Raw genomic sequence first — 15,073 nt, forward strand, 5'->3', positions numbered from 1 at the left:
AAATATGAAAAGGGGTGTAGAGCATGGCCAGGAGTTTTGAGATAAGGGCAGAAAACGGAGTGGAATCGCTACTGAGGATTGTTGGAATACTCAAGAGAAAAAGATTTGACATAAAAAACGTCAACATGGAGCATGTGGAAGGTATGGCTACGAGCCTGATGATAACGCTTGGCGATGACTCGGAATACGCGCCTGAATATGCAATGAAGCACGTTGAAAAACTTTTTGGAATATCAGAAATAAAAGAAATCAAGGGGGAGAATTAAAATGGCGAAGATGTACTATGAAAAAGACGGAGATGCAGGAATAATAAAGGGCAAGAAGGTTGCGATAATCGGATACGGAAGCCAGGGACACGCCCACGCGCTAAACCTAAAGGAAAGCGGAGCAGACGTTGTGATAGGACTCCACAAGGAGAGCAAGTCTGCAGACAAGGCGAGAAAAGACGGATTCGAAGTGTACGAAGTTGCAGAGGCTGCAAGACTTTCAGACGTTATAATGATGCTTATCCCTGACGAAAAGCAAAGGGAGGTTTACGAGCAGAGCATAAAGGATAACCTAAAGGAAGGCGACGCGCTAGCATTCGCGCACGGATTCAACATCCACTTCACACAGATCAACCCGCCTGAAAACGTGGATGTATTCATGGCTGCGCCAAAGGGACCTGGACACCTTGTAAGAAGGGTGTACACGGAAGGCGGAGGAGTTCCGGCTCTTATAGCGATTCATCAGGACTACAGCGGAAAGGCAAGAGACATTGCAATGTCTTATGCGATAGGAATAGGATCTGCAAGAGCAGGAGTACTTGAAACTACATTCAAAGAGGAGACTGAAACAGACCTTTTCGGAGAGCAGGCAGTGCTTTGCGGAGGGGTTACAGAGCTTATAAAGGCAGGATTTGATACACTTGTAAACGCGGGATACCAAAAGGAAGTTGCATATTTCGAGTGCCTTCACGAGCTAAAGCTTATAGTGGACCTTCTTTACGAGGGAGGCTTCGAGAACATGAGATACAGCATATCTGACACTGCCGAGTATGGAGACTACATGATAGGAAGAAGAATAGTTACAGATGAGACAAGGGCCGAAATGAAAAAGGCGCTTACTGAAATCCAAAACGGGGAGTTCGCAAGAAATTGGCTTATGGAAAATGCTCTGAACAGGCCTAACTTCAACTCGATAAAGAGAAACGAGCTGGAGCATCCTATAGTGGAGGTTGGAAAAGAGTTAAGATCTATGATGACTTGGATCAAGGGCTAAAACGCTAGCCTTGGGGGTGAATGTATTGAGGATAAGCGCATCGGACGCACTTATAGAGATAATACTTGAAAACAAAGTAGACACGGTGTTTGGATATCCGGGAGGGGCCGTAGTGCCCCTTTACGACTCCCTTCACAAAAATACGGGCAGGATAAAACACATAAGGACCGCCCACGAGCAGGGGGCTGTGTTTGCGGCGGACGGCTACGCCAGAGTGAGCGGCAGGCCTGGAGTTTGCATAGCAACATCCGGACCTGGGGCCACAAACCTCATAACGGGAATAGCAGGAGCCCACATGGACTCCATACCGATGGTGGTAATTACTGGGCAGGCACCATCGGCGCTTCTTGGAAGGGACTCATTCCAGGAGATTGACATAACAGCCATGACGCTTCCGATCACAAAGCACAACTACAGTCTTACGGATGCATCGAGATTTGTTCAGACCGTGAGGGAGGCATTTGAAATAGCCTCTTCAGGCAGGCCGGGCCCTGTGCACATAGACATACCAAGGGATGTATTCCTTGAAATAGTCGACTATGAGCAGAGGGCTGTAGAAGAAAAAAGCATGATTTCAGAAATACATCCTGATACAATCAGGCAGATTGAAGAGGCGGCAATAGAGATAGGCAGGAGCAAAAAGCCCGTAATATACGCAGGCGGGGGGGTTACAAGGTCAAAGGCGTTTGAAGAGCTACTGGAGTTTGCCCAAAAGTGCGACATACCGGTTGCAAACACACTAATGGGGCTTTCCTCATTCCCGTCAAGCCACTGTCTTTCACTAGGGCTGTGCGGAATGCACGGCCACAGAGTTGCCAACATGGCCATAGCTGAAAGCGACCTTATAATCGCCGTAGGCGCAAGATTCAGCGACAGGAGCGTATGCAAGGGGGACGCATTAGGAAAGACAGTCATACAAATAGACATAGACGAGACGGAAATGGGCAAGAATGTCCAAAATACAATGCCGATAAGGGGAGACATAAAAACCTTGCTTCCTAGGCTTACAGACATTTCAAAAGAGATGGACAGAAGCTCGTGGATAGAAGAGGCAAGGTCAAGGGAAAATGAGATAAAGTCAATGCATTCGGGGATCAATTTCAATGCAAAGGGGATAATATCGAGGATAAACGGAAAATTCGCTAACGCCGTTGTCGCAACTGACGTCGGACAGCACCAGATGTGGACTGCCCAGCACTGGAAGTTCGAAGCCAAAGGAGGCTTTTTAAGTTCGGGGGGACTTGGAGCCATGGGCTACGGACTCGGCGCGGCAATAGGGGGAAAGGCTGCAGGGGCTGAAAGAGTAGTGCTTATCACAGGAGACGGAAGCTTCAAAATGAACTTCAACGAGCTTGCGACAATGAACGCCTACGACATTCCAATAACGGTGGTTGTGTTAAACAACAGCGCGCTTGGAATGGTGAGGCAGCTTCAAAAGGTTTTCACGCAGGAGAGATACAGCGCAGTCGACGTTTGCGACAACACGGACTACTGCACGCTGGCGAGGGCATTTGGGATAAGTTCGTTCAGGGCGAAAAGCTACGGCGAGCTTGAGGACGTTCTTTCAAGAGTGGACGGGTCCAAAAGCGCCGTAATAGAGTGCGTGACAGAAAAGGAAATGAACGTCGAGCCCATGGTAAGGCCGGGCGGCGGAATATGGGATATGATATACGTATAATATGAATATCGTGTGAATCGACAGAGCAAATAAAGCTTCCGCTTAAAGAAACTTTTTAAGCGGGAGGATTGCTATTGAAAACATGAATGGATAAATTAAAAAGCATAAATTGTCAGAAATTATGGAGTCATAAAAATTTTTGTGAATTTAGGAACCATATATATAAGGGCACTTGATGAAGTATTTATTGCTTCAAATTTGCAGTATACATAATGGATAAAAACTAACATTTACGAAAATTTTTATGATTAAATAATAAAATATTCGCGAAATGCTGTATCCGCGAGCAACCTTGCAATTGCGTAAATGCAAAAAAAACTATACGTAAAAAAATAGAATATTCTGAAAAAAGATCTTAAAAATCTATTGACTTATGTAAAATGCATGGTAGAATGGACTACAATATAAAAAATTGTAAAACTTATGAAACTGTAGAGAGCATGATACTAACGTCAAAAGCTCAAGGGAGGATGCACTTATGAAGGGTCTTATGGTAAACAGAATGAATGCAAAATTACAAAATGAACTCTATTTTTACTTTTTTAGCTGGGGCTTTTATTTTATTAGCGCTGGTTACTTTGCATTCAAAAATCTATATGAGCTGTTTACAATGAGATTAAAAGAGAATTTAGGCTGCAAGCTTCAGACGGCCTAGAGGACATACGATTAAGGGCATATTCAAAATTGCTGTTAGGGTCTCATTGAAAAATCAATGGGGCCTTTTTTAATTCAAAAATTCAAAGAATTTGCTAATAAAACAGGAGGTAGGGAAAATGAAGGTTAAGGTAGCTGTTTTATCAAATGCAGGAGAGGTTTTGGAGTCTACAAGGGTTGGACTTAGAGTACTCAAGAGGACAGGCGAGGTGTTCGGCCACAGAATCAACATTGAAGAGCTCGACGCTACGTGTGAAAGCACTGAAATTGAGTGCACAAAGAGCGATGCGGTGGTTATAGGGCACGGAAACATTGCAGATGAGAGCATAGAAAACCTCAAGAAGAGGCTCAGAACATTTGCGAAAATTGTTCCTCAAAACGTAGCAGGCGCATCGAATTCAAGTATTTGCGATATAGGGCGCAGAGTCGAAAGAATCTGCAGCGGCATAGATGTATCAGAAGTGGAAAAATGTGCAGGCGAGTCAATCGTAAAGACAAGAATCAATGAAAAGCTTATTCCGGATGGAAAGCCGTCAGCATTCGTAAATGTAGGATCAAGTGGAATAGACATACACGGCAGTACAGGGGATTCAATCAGGGATAGCATAATATCATCGATAATGATGCTAAGATGCACGCTGGACATGAAGGAAGAGGCTCAAAAGCTTGAAAACATTCTGGCGGCGGCAATCGAAAACGGAGTGCCGGACAGTGCGCTGGCAGTTGAAGTGATAAGAGGACTTAACTAGAATATAAACATAAGACTGGGAGGGAAATACAGTGGAAAACAGCCTGAATACAAATAAGAGCATAGCAGCAAACGAATATTTTAGATTTTACCTTTTTAACTGGGGCTTTTATTATTTTAGCGCTGGCCACTTGAAATATAAAAAAATAAACCCTCCGAGGGAATTTGGATTTTAAATAGACTATAACAAGCGCCGAACTTGCGGCGGTATGGGTCTCATTGAAGTTCAATGGGGCTTTTTTTATTACATTTTTCGGACTGGAAATTACGTATGGCGAGAAAACAAATTTACAGGAAATGAAACACTACAACAAAAATACGAACAATATAAATGTAAGGGAGAGGTCAAAATGGTGATAGTTATGAGAGCAGGAACAAAGAGGGAAGACATAGACAAGATAAGAAACAAAATGGAAAGCCTTGGATGCAAGGTTCACGAGGTTCAGGGAGAAAGCTACCATATACTCGGACTTGTAGGGGATACGAGCAATATAGACAGAGAGCTTATAAATTCAAATAAGAACGTCGAAAAGGTCGTAAACATCCAGGAGCCTTACAAAAAGGCGAACAAGATGTTCAAGCCTGAAGACACCATAGTGGAAGTTGCAGGAAGAAAGATAGGCGGAGGACATATTGGAATAATAGCTGGACCTTGTTCGGTTGAGGGAATAGAGCAGATAGTAGGAATTGCAAGAGACGTAAAGGCGGCTGGAGCGGGATTCCTAAGAGGAGGGGCGTTCAAGCCTAGAACATCTCCGTACAGCTTCCAGGGTCTTAGGGAAGAGGGGCTTAAGCTTCTCGAAGAGGCTAAGAAGGAGACGGGTCTTCCTATAGTCACAGAGATAATGTCAGCATCGCATTTGGAGATTTTCGAAGAGCACGTGGACGTTATGCAAATAGGCGCAAGGAACATGCAAAACTTCGAGCTTCTAAAAGAGGTAGGTAGGTCTAAAAAGCCGGTGCTTCTAAAGCGGGGCATGTCATCGAGCATAGAAGAACTTATAATGTCAGCAGAGTACATCATGGCTGGCGGAAATGAAAACGTAATACTTTGCGAAAGAGGGATAAGGACATTCGAAAACTTCACAAGAAACACTCTAGACCTGAGCGCAATACCGGCAATCAAAAAACTAAGCCACCTTCCGGTAGTTGTGGACCCAAGCCACGCTGCAGGACTTTCTTGGATGGTGGAGCCCCTTTCAAAGGCCGCAATAGCCGTAGGGGCAGACGGACTTATGATAGAGGTTCACAATGATCCGGCGAACGCAAAATGTGACGGACAGCAGTCATTAACCCCAGACCAGTTCAAAGACCTCATGAAGTCTATAAAACAGATTGCACAAATAGAAAACAAGACCATATCCATTTAGCGGGTGAGAAGAGTGCGTGAATGCGACTTTTCTATAGGCAGATTTGAGGACATTGCAATTGTAGGACTGGGGGTAATAGGGGGCTCCATAGGGGGAGCCCTTATGCAAAAGGGTTTTGAAAACGTATGGGGAATAGACATTGACCAAGGCATTATAGACACTGGAGTGAAAAGGGGCCTTGTAAGCGGGGGATCCACAGAGGCGGGTGAGATAATTCCCAAGGCGGACTTAGTCATAATATGCCTTTACCCCCATGATACGGTCGAGTTCATAAAGAGTCATATGGACATTTTCAAAAAAGGAGCAGTAATCACAGACGTTTCAGGAATAAAGGAAGGACTTATAGACCAGATAGAGAGCATAATGAGAAGCGATCTCGAGTTTGTAGGCGGACATCCCATGGCTGGAAGCGAGTCTCAGGGAGTAAACCATGCATATTCTTCAATGTTCGAAGGGGCGAATTATATAATAACCCCGTGCAAGTCCAACACAAAAAGAGCTATAATGAAAGTTGAAGCACTTGCAGGGCAGATAGGCTGCACAAACATAACAAGACTTTCACCGGGAGAGCACGACAGGGCAATAGCCTTTACAAGCCACATGCCTCACATAGTCGCACTTGCACTTATGAGTATGGGTAGCCCGGAGTGTTTAAAGGATTTCATGGGGACGAGCTTCAAGGACGCTACAAGGGTGGCACAGATAAACAGCAGGCTATGGGGAGAGCTGTTCATGGAGAACAAAGAAAATGTTGCGCACCAGATCCAAAAGATGCAAGAGAGTATGGAAGTCATAAAACAGGCCATAATAAACTCGGATGAAAGCGAGCTTGAAAAGATAATGGACACGGCAAGTGCCAGGAGAGGTGAAATTTGTTGAACATCCTAAACGTAGTGACAAAAGATAAAACGTATCCAATATATATTGAAAGAGGAATCATTTCAAAAAGTGCAGAAATAATAAAGGATTTATATTCGGGAAAGCGCATAGGCATAGTGAGCGACTCGAATGTAAACGGAATATACGGGGATGAATTTTCAAAAGATCTTGAAAATGCAGGGTTTGAGCCATTCACGGTAGAGGTCGAGCCGGGAGAAAAGAGCAAGTCGCTTTCCGTGTACGAGAGGGTGTGCACCAAGCTTTTAGAGGGCGGAATTACAAGATCCGACATGATAATAGCGCTTGGAGGTGGAGTGATCGGAGACCTTGCAGGTTTTGCCGCCGCAACACTTCTTCGGGGTGTTAGATTCATTCAGGTTCCGACTTCTCTCATAGCTCAAATAGACAGCAGCGTAGGGGGCAAGGTCGCAGTAAACCTTGAAATAGGTAAAAACCTCATAGGAAACTTTTATCAGCCCGAGGCGGTAATAATAGACCCGAATGTCCTGTCTACCCTTGAAGATAGATTTTTCTCGGACGGTATGGCGGAAGTCATAAAATATGCCTGCATAAAGGACAGGGAGCTTTTTGAAAAACTTGAAAAACTGAACATAGACTCCGTGAAGGAGTGCATGGACTATATAATAATGACATGCTGCTCCATAAAAAGGGATATAGTCCAAATTGATGAAAAGGACAAGGGCGAGAGGATGCTTCTCAATTTTGGACATACTTTCGGACATGTCGTAGAAAAATATTTTGGGTATTCAAAATACACTCACGGCGAGGGAGTAGGCCTTGGAATGGTCCACATGACCCGAAAGGGAGAAAATATGGACATTGTAGCACCGGGCACATCGGACAGGATACAGGGCCTTTTGGAGAGGTACAATCTTCCTGTTGAATATCCGCAAATGGAAAGCAAAGTCGTTGAAGATACGCTGAGGCTCGACAAGAAATCAAGCTCAAACGACATAAACCTTATAATGATAGAAGCGATTGGAAAAGGATATATAAAAAAGATAAGGAAAAATAATCTGAAGCAGTTCATATAAGAGTAGAAGGGAGAGAGGGATTTGAAGGCAGTAGACATAAATCCTAAAAAGCTGAGAGGAACGGTAAAAATACCTCCGTCAAAGAGCATAAGCCACAGGGCCATAATAGCCGCGGCGCTTTCAGAAGGCGAAAGCAGAATTGAAAATGTTGTAATGTCAAAGGACATGCAGGCCACATGCAGCGGAATGAGGTCATACGGCGCGCAGATAGATGAAATTGAAGGCGGCGAGGGCAGAAGGACGCTTATGATAAAAGGAGTTAAAAGACCTGTACATTCCAAAGATGCCATAGACTGCATAGAGTCGGGGTCGACTCTGAGATTTCTAATACCGATAGCGGCGCTTTCAGACGGGCCCATGAGGTTTGAAGGAAGAGGAAAGCTTGTGGAAAGACCTCTGGACATATATTATGACATATTCGAAGAGCAGGGAATAAGCTATAAAAACGATTCCGGAAAGCTTCCGCTCACAGTGGACGGAAAACTGAAGGCGGGGCAGTTCCACATTAGAGGCGATGTCAGCTCGCAGTTCATCACAGGGCTTATGTTTACGCTGCCCCTTCTCCATGGAGATTCAAGCATAGTAATGGATACGCCTCTTGAGTCGAAGGGGTACATAGACCTTACAATAGAAGTGCTCAATAAATTTGGAATTGACATTCAAAATGACAATTATGAAAGATTCATCATAAGAGGGGACCAAAGCTACAGGGCATGCAATTACAGGGTCGAAGGAGACTTTTCTCAGGCAGCATTCTGGCTTGTGGCAGGCTGCATATCCTCGGATATAGACTGCATGGACCTCAACATGGAATCGCTTCAGGGAGACCGCGAGATAGTGGACATAATAGAGAAAATGGGGATACAGATTCAAAGCAGTGAAGCAAACACAATAAAGGCTTTAAGCGGAGACACAAAAGCCATGGTGATAGATGCATCGCAGATTCCGGACCTTGTCCCTATAATATCTGTGCTGGCGTCTCTAAGCAGGGGGACCACTGTGATAAAAAATGCTGCAAGGCTAAGGATAAAGGAGTCAGACAGGATAAAGTCCACGGCAAGCGAGCTTTCAAAGCTGGGGGCAAACATAAAAGAGCTTGAAGAGGGGCTTGTGATAGACGGGGTTGAAAGTCTTGAAGGAGGCACTGTAAGAAGCTGGAACGACCACAGGATTGCGATGGCCATGGCAGTGGCATCCACAAGATGCAGCTCTCCTGTAACGATAGTCGGGTCTGAGTCAGTGGCAAAATCATATCCTGGCTTTTGGGAGGATTTCAAATCGCTTGGAGGAGATATAAATGAGCGCGACTTGGGGTAGGAATTTTAAAATTTCAATATTTGGGGAATCCCACGGGACTGCCATAGGTGCTGTAATAGACGGACTGCCGGGCGGAGTGGAGCTTGACATAGACAATATAAAAATGCATATGAAAAGAAGGGCTCCGGGCAAGAACAAGCTTTCCACGCCAAGGGCCGAAGGCGATGAATTTGAGATATTAAGCGGATATTTCAATGGAAAGACAACGGGAACACCTCTTGCGGTAATGATAAGAAACAAGGACAGAAGGTCAAATGACTATGAAAAGACAAAATCGATGCTGAGGCCCGGACATGCTGACTATACCGGCATGGTGAGATATGGCGGATTCAACGACTACAGGGGAGGAGGCCATTTTTCGGGAAGGCTTACCGCTCCGGTTGTATTTGCAGGGGCCATTGCCCAGCAGATTCTGCAGGGCATGGGCATAAGTGTAATGGCCCATGTAAAGAGCATAGGATCTGTAAAGGACGATGACTTCTGCTTTGAAAACATAGACCCTGAAATTGCACAGGGTCTTAAAGCAATGGAGATTCCAGTACTCGACAATGCAAAGGCAGATCTTATGAGGCAGGAAATTATAAAGGCAAAAGATGATTTGGACTCTGTAGGAGGAGTAATAGAGTGTGCTGTCACGGGAGTACGTGCTGGGGTTGGAGATCCGTTTTTTGACTCTGTGGAAAGTAACATAGCACATATTATGTTTTCGGTGCCTGCAGTAAAGGGAATTGAATTCGGAGCAGGATTTGACATTTCAAATATGAAGGGTTCACAGGCAAACGATGAACCTTATATAAAAGACGGAAAAATACTCCACAGAAAAAACAACAATGGAGGAATAGTCGGAGGAATAACAAACGGTATGCCTATTGTTTTCAAGGCTGCAATAAAGCCTACGCCGTCCATAGGCAGACCTCAAAGCAGCGTGGACATTGAAAAAATGAGCGAAGTGGAGCTTGAAATAGAGGGAAGACATGACCCGTGCATAGTACAAAGGGCCATTCCGGTTATAGAAGCAGGTGCTGCAATTGCAGCTTTAGACATGATAATGGAAAGGGGAGAATGCTTTTGAACGAGCTTGAAAAACTTAGAGACGAAATAGACAGTATAGACAAAAAGCTTGTAGAGCTGTTTGAAAGCAGGATGAGTACTGTAGAGAAGATAGCCGATGTAAAGCTTCAAAACAAAATAGGAATATTAAACAGCTCAAGGGAAGAAAATGTCATAAATAAGGGGATATCCCTTCTTGGAAACAAGGAGTACTCAAAAGAGCTGGAGGAATTCCTTAAAAATCTGATGGAGCTGAGCAAAAATGTCCAGCAAAGAAGGATAAGAGGAATTGGAAAGGAAGGAATACGCATAGGCTTTCAGGGTGTGAAAGGATCATTTGGACACCAGGCGGCAACAGAGTATTTTGGCGAAGAGGCAGATGCATTCGAGTACATGGAATTTGAAGACGTGTTTTGCGGGCTTTCAGGCGGTGAAATCCAGTACGGTGTGATTCCGATAGAAAATTCATCAACGGGAAGCATAAACAGTGTATACGACCTCATAGGGAAATACGGTTTTCACATAGTCGGCGAAATATGCCTTAGAATAAAGCAAAACCTAATGGGAATAAAGGGAGCTAAAATCGAGGATGTAAAGGAAGTCTATTCTCACAGCCAGGGATTCCAGCAGTCAAGCACTTTCCTCAAAAGATATCCAGGCTGGAAGCTTATACCGTATCACAATACTGCTTACAGCGCAAAATTCGTGTCACAGTCGGGTGACATCTCAAAGGCTGCGATTGCCGGTGAAAACGCCGCAAAGATTTACGGGCTGGAGATGCTTGAAAGCGGCATAAACGACAACGAATTCAATTATACGAGGTTTGTGGTAATAGGAAGAGAAATGACAGTGGACAGCTCAAGCGACAAGATAAGCACAATGTTTTCAATAAAACACAGGGCGGGAGAGCTTTACAGGGCTCTTGAGAGCTTCCACAGCAAGGATGTCAACATGCTTAAAATAGAGTCGAGGCCAATAAAGAACAGGCCTTGGGAATACATGTTCTATGTGGATTTTGAAGGAAATGTGGAGGACGAAAAGGTGAAAGAGGCCATGGATGTAATAAGAAAATCAAGCAACCATTTCAGACTTCTTGGAAACTACAAGTCACACGTGGCATTAAGGTAGGTGAAAGCTTTGAAAAACGGACTTTATGGGCTACTGGGGGAAAAGCTCTCCCACAGCATGTCGCCGCAGATACACTCCATAATATTTGAAAAGCTACAAAAGAGCGGGTGCTATCACATATTCGAGGTTAAGAAGGCGGATTTAAAGCCCGCGGTAAAGGGGCTTTTGGCACTCGGGGCCAGGGGCGTGAATGTAACAATACCATACAAGCAGAATGTAATGGAAAGCCTTGACTATATTTCGGATGAGGCGGCGGCAATAGGCGCTGTTAACACAATCCATTTCAAGGACGGAGCCGCAATGGGTTATAATACCGACTATTACGGCTTCAAAATGATGCTCGACAAGTTCAAAGTGGAAATAAAGGGCAAAAGCTTTGCAGTGCTGGGTTCAGGCGGGGCCGCAAAATCTGTGGTAAAATGCCTTGAGGACTTCGGGGCCAAGCGGATATGTATGGTCAGCAGGAATGCAAAAATGGCAGGGGCTGAGTTTACAGACATAGAGGTTATTGACTATAATGAACTGGCAGGGGCTGAGGATATGGACACGGCTATAAACTGCACGCCATGTGGAATGCACCCCTGTACAGAGGAATCCCCTCTGGATGAAAAGTCAGTTCAAAAATTCAGCTGCGTGGTGGATCTCATATACAACCCCAAGACGACAATGCTTATGAAGCAGGCCAGAGCCCATGGAATAAAAGCCGTGAACGGGCTTTACATGCTTGTAGGCCAGGCAGTAAAGGCGCAGGAGATATGGAACGACGTCCAGATTTCTGATGGCGATGTGGAGGATATATACAGGCGAGTGGACAGCATGGTATAGGAGGAGTGTCATGAAAATAATAGTCATAAACGGGCCCAACATAAATCTTTTGGGAACAAGGGAAAAAGAGATATACGGAAAGGCCGGATATGAGCAGCTGTGCTCGCTCATAAGGGAACAGGCTAAGGACATGGGCGTCGATGTGGATATATTCCAAAGCAACAGCGAAGGGGCAATAGTGGACAAGATACAGGAATCGCTTGGCAGTTACGAAGGAATAGTCATAAATCCTGCTGCATACACCCACTACAGCATAGCCATACACGACGCCCTAAAGGCCGTTTCAATACCGGCTGTGGAAGTACATATAAGCAATATCCATTCAAGGGAGGAATTCAGGAGAAAGTCCGTGACGGCACCTGCTTGCACGGGGCAGATATGCGGACTTGGAATCCATGGATACATACTTGCAATTCACGCTCTAAAAGGAATACAATAGACTAAACGAAAGGGGGGTCTATTATGTATTTTGCAACATTTGAATTTAAAGGCGAGCAAAGGCTCGGAGCTTTTTTGAATATGGGGGAAGGCATAATTCCCATAGAAAAGGTATTTGAAGAGATTGGCATGCAGCCGCCAAAAGACATGAACGAGCTCATAGATTCAGTGGACGACAAGACTATCGAGGTTATGAGGGCGGCAATAGAGGAAAAAGGGCTTCAAAAGTTTGCTCTGAGAAATGAAGATGTAAAGCTCGATGCGCCGATACCGCATCCAAGGAGGAACATAATATGCCTTGGGAAAAACTACCATGAACACGCAAAGGAAATAGAAGGAACTGACGTAGACAAGGGCAATGAGCTTCCAAGCCATCCAATATACTTTTCCAAAATAGCCGATCCGGCAATAGGCGACGGGGCCTATATAGTTTTCGATGAAAACGTCACAAGGGAAGTCGATTACGAGGTGGAGCTTGCAGTGATAATAGGCAGGGACGGAATAGATATAAAAAAGGGCGACGTACAGGAGCATATATTCGGATATACAATAGTAAACGACATTTCGGCAAGGGATCTTCAGGCAGGCCACAAACAGTGGTTCAGGGGAAAATCCCTTTCGACGTTTTGTCCAATGGGGCCTTATATTTTACACAAGAGCGCAGTGGATTACCCGGTGGAGCTTGACATAAAGTGCGCTGTAAACGGGGAGCAAAGGCAAAATGCCAATACGAGAGATCTGATATTCGACATAGACTATGTCATAAGCGACATATCAAGGAGCATGTATTTAAGGTCAGGGGACATAATAATAACGGGGACTCCGTCGGGAGTGGGGCTTGGATTTAAGCCATTCAAATACTTAAGGTCAGGCGACGTAGTGAAATGCGAAATAGAGAATATAGGGACTCTTACAAATACGGTCGCGACTGTATAATCGACATAAAAAGCCATTTGGGATTTATGGAGAATAAAAAAGAGAAGGTATACTTAAAGACCTTCTCTTTTTTGCCGATACATATAATATAGGTTAGGCGGCTGCCTTTTGAACAGAAGCCCTTCTGTTGTAAAAATATATCGCTGTGGCCGACAATATCACAAGGGCATATCCCATAATGCTTATAATGTCGGCAGTCTCGTTCCAGATGACATATCCAAGCATCGCGGAAAATATGACGTTAGTATAGCTCAGTATGGATATCTCGCCTGCGGGAGCCAGCTTGTATGCTATTGTCATGCTGAACTGAGCCAGTGCGGCAAACACCCCTATGCCAGCAAGGTATAAAAGCTGTGCAGGCGAAGGGATTGTAAAGTTCATCGCCGTAAACGGGAGCAGAACCATTGTTGAAAAGAACGAGAAGAAAAACACTATGGTGTAAAATTCTTCCCTGCTGCCGAGGAACTTTACTGCTATATAAGCTCCCCCTGCAAATACAGCGCCTGAAAGCCCTACAAGGGCAGGAAACACCGATATGTTAAACTGGGGCTTTATTATCATAATGGCTCCTGCAAATGCGCAAAAAAGCGCAGGAGCCTGTATCTTTGTAAACTTTTCTTTAAGTATTACGTATGCGAATATGCTAACGAAAAAAGGGCTGAGCTTGTTTAGCATGGCGGAATCTGAAAGCACCAGGTTTTCAATGCTGTAAAAATAGCATATCACCCCGAGAACCCCAAGAGTAGACCTTGCAATAAGAAATGGCATGTTTTCCTTCGAACCGAAAAAAGGCTTTTTCTTGTACAGTATTATGCCACCGGCAATAAAGCAGCTTACAAGGTTTCTAAAGAAAGTCTTTTCTATTGTGGGAATGTTTCCAGAAAGCTTTACGAATACACCCATAGCCGAAAAGCAAAGGGATGAAAAAAGCATTAGAAGTATTGCTTTTGTCTGTTTGTTCATGTTAACATCTCCAGTAATTCAATATAGTGATGTATACATTATAATTGTTATTTTAATATTTATCAAAAAAAACATGGTAAAAATATTAAGGAATGATTTAAAATATAATTACAGGGGTAGAAAATAAGTTAACTGTTTTATATTGAAAAGAGGAGGAAATGTATGGAGTACATAAATTCATTTATAGAAGCGGGGAATCAAGTATTATCTACAATGGCGCAGCTTCAGTGCACTTTTAAGCAGCCGTATGCTCCAGCGACGCCTATACATGCTGAAAATGTAGTAGTTATGATAGGGATTACTGGGCAGCTCAAGGGAAATGCAATGATAAGCATGAATGAAGAGGTTGCAAAATCAGTGGCATCAAAGATGATGATGGGAATGCCTGTGGAAGTTCTTGACGACATGGCAAAAAGCGCACTTTCAGAGCTTGGAAACATGATAATGGGAACTGGAGCGACAAAGCTTGAAGGGGCGGGCATCAAAATAGACATAACTCCTCCAAGCCTTATGACTGGAAACAATCTTTCAATTTCAAGTGCGGCCATGGACAATATGTGCATACCTGTAGATACGGACTGCGGGCACATAGAGATTACAATATCAGTGAAAAAGTAAAATGAATTAAATTGACAATTCAGACCATTTATGACAATATATAACAAAAAGGGCGGCATAGCCAAGTGGTAAGGCACAGGACTGCAACTCCTTGATCTCCAGTTCAAATCTGGATGCCGCCTCCAAAATGGATATACGATTTGCATTAAAAAGA

General features: G+C 44.2%; 16 protein-coding genes and 1 tRNA gene. 16 read left to right on the forward strand and 1 reads right to left on the reverse strand.

Annotation, left to right across the window (positions count from 1 at the left end; translation table 11 throughout):
- Positions 1 to 23 precede the first annotated feature (23 nt).
- The 14 genes from BUQ87_RS14105 to BUQ87_RS14165 all read left to right on the forward strand — a co-directional run bounded on the left by BUQ87_RS14105 (position 24) and on the right by BUQ87_RS14165 (position 13,338).
- Positions 24 to 266 (forward strand): ACT domain-containing protein, encoded by a 243-nt coding sequence (locus BUQ87_RS14105; protein WP_038266833.1) that lies wholly within the window; start codon positions 24 to 26, stop codon positions 264 to 266.
- A 1-nt stretch (position 267) separates the two neighbouring features.
- Positions 268 to 1,260, forward strand: a complete 993-nt coding sequence (gene ilvC / locus BUQ87_RS14110) for a ketol-acid reductoisomerase (RefSeq protein WP_038266829.1) — start codon at positions 268 to 270, stop codon at positions 1,258 to 1,260.
- A gap of 25 nt (positions 1,261 to 1,285) precedes the next feature.
- Positions 1,286 to 2,938, forward strand: coding sequence for a biosynthetic-type acetolactate synthase large subunit (ilvB, locus tag BUQ87_RS14115; RefSeq protein ID WP_052636258.1), 1,653 nt, complete (start codon positions 1,286 to 1,288; stop codon positions 2,936 to 2,938).
- A 478-nt stretch (positions 2,939 to 3,416) separates the two neighbouring features.
- Positions 3,417 to 3,593, forward strand: a complete 177-nt coding sequence (locus BUQ87_RS15455; RefSeq protein ID WP_169738183.1) for a hypothetical protein — start codon at positions 3,417 to 3,419, stop codon at positions 3,591 to 3,593.
- Between the two features lie 118 nt (positions 3,594 to 3,711).
- Positions 3,712 to 4,341, forward strand: a complete 630-nt coding sequence (locus BUQ87_RS14120) for a hypothetical protein (RefSeq protein WP_038266826.1) — start codon at positions 3,712 to 3,714, stop codon at positions 4,339 to 4,341.
- Between the two features lie 349 nt (positions 4,342 to 4,690).
- On the forward strand, positions 4,691 to 5,710 hold the full coding sequence (aroF, locus tag BUQ87_RS14125; protein WP_038266823.1) for a 3-deoxy-7-phosphoheptulonate synthase: 1,020 nt from the start codon (positions 4,691 to 4,693) through the stop codon (positions 5,708 to 5,710).
- A gap of 3 nt (positions 5,711 to 5,713) precedes the next feature.
- Positions 5,714 to 6,589, forward strand: coding sequence for a prephenate dehydrogenase (locus tag BUQ87_RS14130; protein WP_077216617.1), 876 nt, complete (start codon positions 5,714 to 5,716; stop codon positions 6,587 to 6,589).
- Positions 6,586 to 7,644: a 3-dehydroquinate synthase gene (gene aroB / locus BUQ87_RS14135; protein ID WP_038266817.1), complete on the forward strand. Its 1,059-nt coding sequence runs from the start codon at positions 6,586 to 6,588 to the stop codon at positions 7,642 to 7,644. The genes BUQ87_RS14130 and aroB overlap by 4 nt, the downstream gene beginning before the upstream one ends.
- Before the next feature lie 21 nt (positions 7,645 to 7,665).
- Positions 7,666 to 8,961 (forward strand): 3-phosphoshikimate 1-carboxyvinyltransferase, encoded by a 1,296-nt coding sequence (gene aroA, locus BUQ87_RS14140; protein WP_038266814.1) that lies wholly within the window; start codon positions 7,666 to 7,668, stop codon positions 8,959 to 8,961.
- Complete coding sequence (aroC, locus tag BUQ87_RS14145; RefSeq protein WP_038266811.1) at positions 8,942 to 10,033, forward strand: chorismate synthase; 1,092 nt, start codon at positions 8,942 to 8,944, stop codon at positions 10,031 to 10,033. The genes aroA and aroC overlap by 20 nt, the downstream gene beginning before the upstream one ends.
- Positions 10,030 to 11,139 carry a prephenate dehydratase gene (gene pheA, locus BUQ87_RS14150; protein WP_038266808.1) on the forward strand — a complete coding sequence of 370 codons (1,110 nt, stop codon included), beginning with the start codon at positions 10,030 to 10,032 and terminating at the stop codon, positions 11,137 to 11,139. The genes aroC and pheA overlap by 4 nt, the downstream gene beginning before the upstream one ends.
- A gap of 9 nt (positions 11,140 to 11,148) precedes the next feature.
- Positions 11,149 to 11,964 carry a shikimate dehydrogenase gene (gene aroE / locus BUQ87_RS14155; RefSeq protein ID WP_038266806.1) on the forward strand — a complete coding sequence of 272 codons (816 nt, stop codon included), beginning with the start codon at positions 11,149 to 11,151 and terminating at the stop codon, positions 11,962 to 11,964.
- A 10-nt stretch (positions 11,965 to 11,974) separates the two neighbouring features.
- Complete coding sequence (aroQ, locus tag BUQ87_RS14160; protein WP_038266802.1) at positions 11,975 to 12,403, forward strand: type II 3-dehydroquinate dehydratase; 429 nt, start codon at positions 11,975 to 11,977, stop codon at positions 12,401 to 12,403.
- A 23-nt stretch (positions 12,404 to 12,426) separates the two neighbouring features.
- A complete protein-coding gene (locus tag BUQ87_RS14165; protein WP_038266799.1) occupies positions 12,427 to 13,338 on the forward strand; it encodes a fumarylacetoacetate hydrolase family protein in 912 nt (303 codons plus the stop codon).
- 93 nt (positions 13,339 to 13,431) lie between these two features.
- Here the strand turns inward: BUQ87_RS14165 and BUQ87_RS14170 are convergent, their stop codons facing one another.
- On the reverse strand, positions 13,432 to 14,301 hold the full coding sequence (locus tag BUQ87_RS14170) for a DMT family transporter (protein WP_038266796.1): 870 nt from the start codon (positions 14,299 to 14,301) through the stop codon (positions 13,432 to 13,434).
- 162 nt (positions 14,302 to 14,463) lie between these two features.
- On the opposite strand from BUQ87_RS14170, the gene BUQ87_RS14175 reads away from it, so the two are divergent.
- Positions 14,464 to 14,919 (forward strand): chemotaxis protein CheX, encoded by a 456-nt coding sequence (locus tag BUQ87_RS14175; RefSeq protein ID WP_038266793.1) that lies wholly within the window; start codon positions 14,464 to 14,466, stop codon positions 14,917 to 14,919.
- 51 nt (positions 14,920 to 14,970) lie between these two features.
- Positions 14,971 to 15,044: transfer RNA gene (locus BUQ87_RS14180), tRNA-Cys, on the forward strand.
- The last annotated feature ends 29 nt before the right edge of the window (positions 15,045 to 15,073 follow it).

The organism is Peptoclostridium litorale DSM 5388, from assembly GCF_900141635.1.
Classification (GTDB): domain Bacteria; phylum Bacillota; class Clostridia; order Peptostreptococcales; family Peptostreptococcaceae; genus Peptoclostridium; species Peptoclostridium litorale.

Excerpts from the sequence above, each read along its gene's own strand:
- BUQ87_RS14105 (WP_038266833.1), top strand. The coding sequence starts at position 24 with ATGGCCAGGAGTTTTGAGATAAGGGCAGAAAACGGAGTGGAATCGCTA.
- ilvC (WP_038266829.1), top strand. The coding sequence starts at position 268 with ATGGCGAAGATGTACTATGAAAAAGACGGAGATGCAGGAATAATAAAG.
- BUQ87_RS15455 (WP_169738183.1), top strand. The coding sequence starts at position 3,417 with ATGAAGGGTCTTATGGTAAACAGAATGAATGCAAAATTACAAAATGAA.
- BUQ87_RS14120 (WP_038266826.1), top strand. The coding sequence starts at position 3,712 with ATGAAGGTTAAGGTAGCTGTTTTATCAAATGCAGGAGAGGTTTTGGAG.
- aroF (WP_038266823.1), top strand. The coding sequence starts at position 4,691 with ATGGTGATAGTTATGAGAGCAGGAACAAAGAGGGAAGACATAGACAAG.
- aroC (WP_038266811.1), top strand. The coding sequence starts at position 8,942 with ATGAGCGCGACTTGGGGTAGGAATTTTAAAATTTCAATATTTGGGGAA.
- aroQ (WP_038266802.1), top strand. The coding sequence starts at position 11,975 with ATGAAAATAATAGTCATAAACGGGCCCAACATAAATCTTTTGGGAACA.
- BUQ87_RS14165 (WP_038266799.1), top strand. The coding sequence starts at position 12,427 with ATGTATTTTGCAACATTTGAATTTAAAGGCGAGCAAAGGCTCGGAGCT.
- BUQ87_RS14170 (WP_038266796.1), bottom strand. The coding sequence starts at position 14,301 with ATGAACAAACAGACAAAAGCAATACTTCTAATGCTTTTTTCATCCCTT.
- BUQ87_RS14175 (WP_038266793.1), top strand. The coding sequence starts at position 14,464 with ATGGAGTACATAAATTCATTTATAGAAGCGGGGAATCAAGTATTATCT.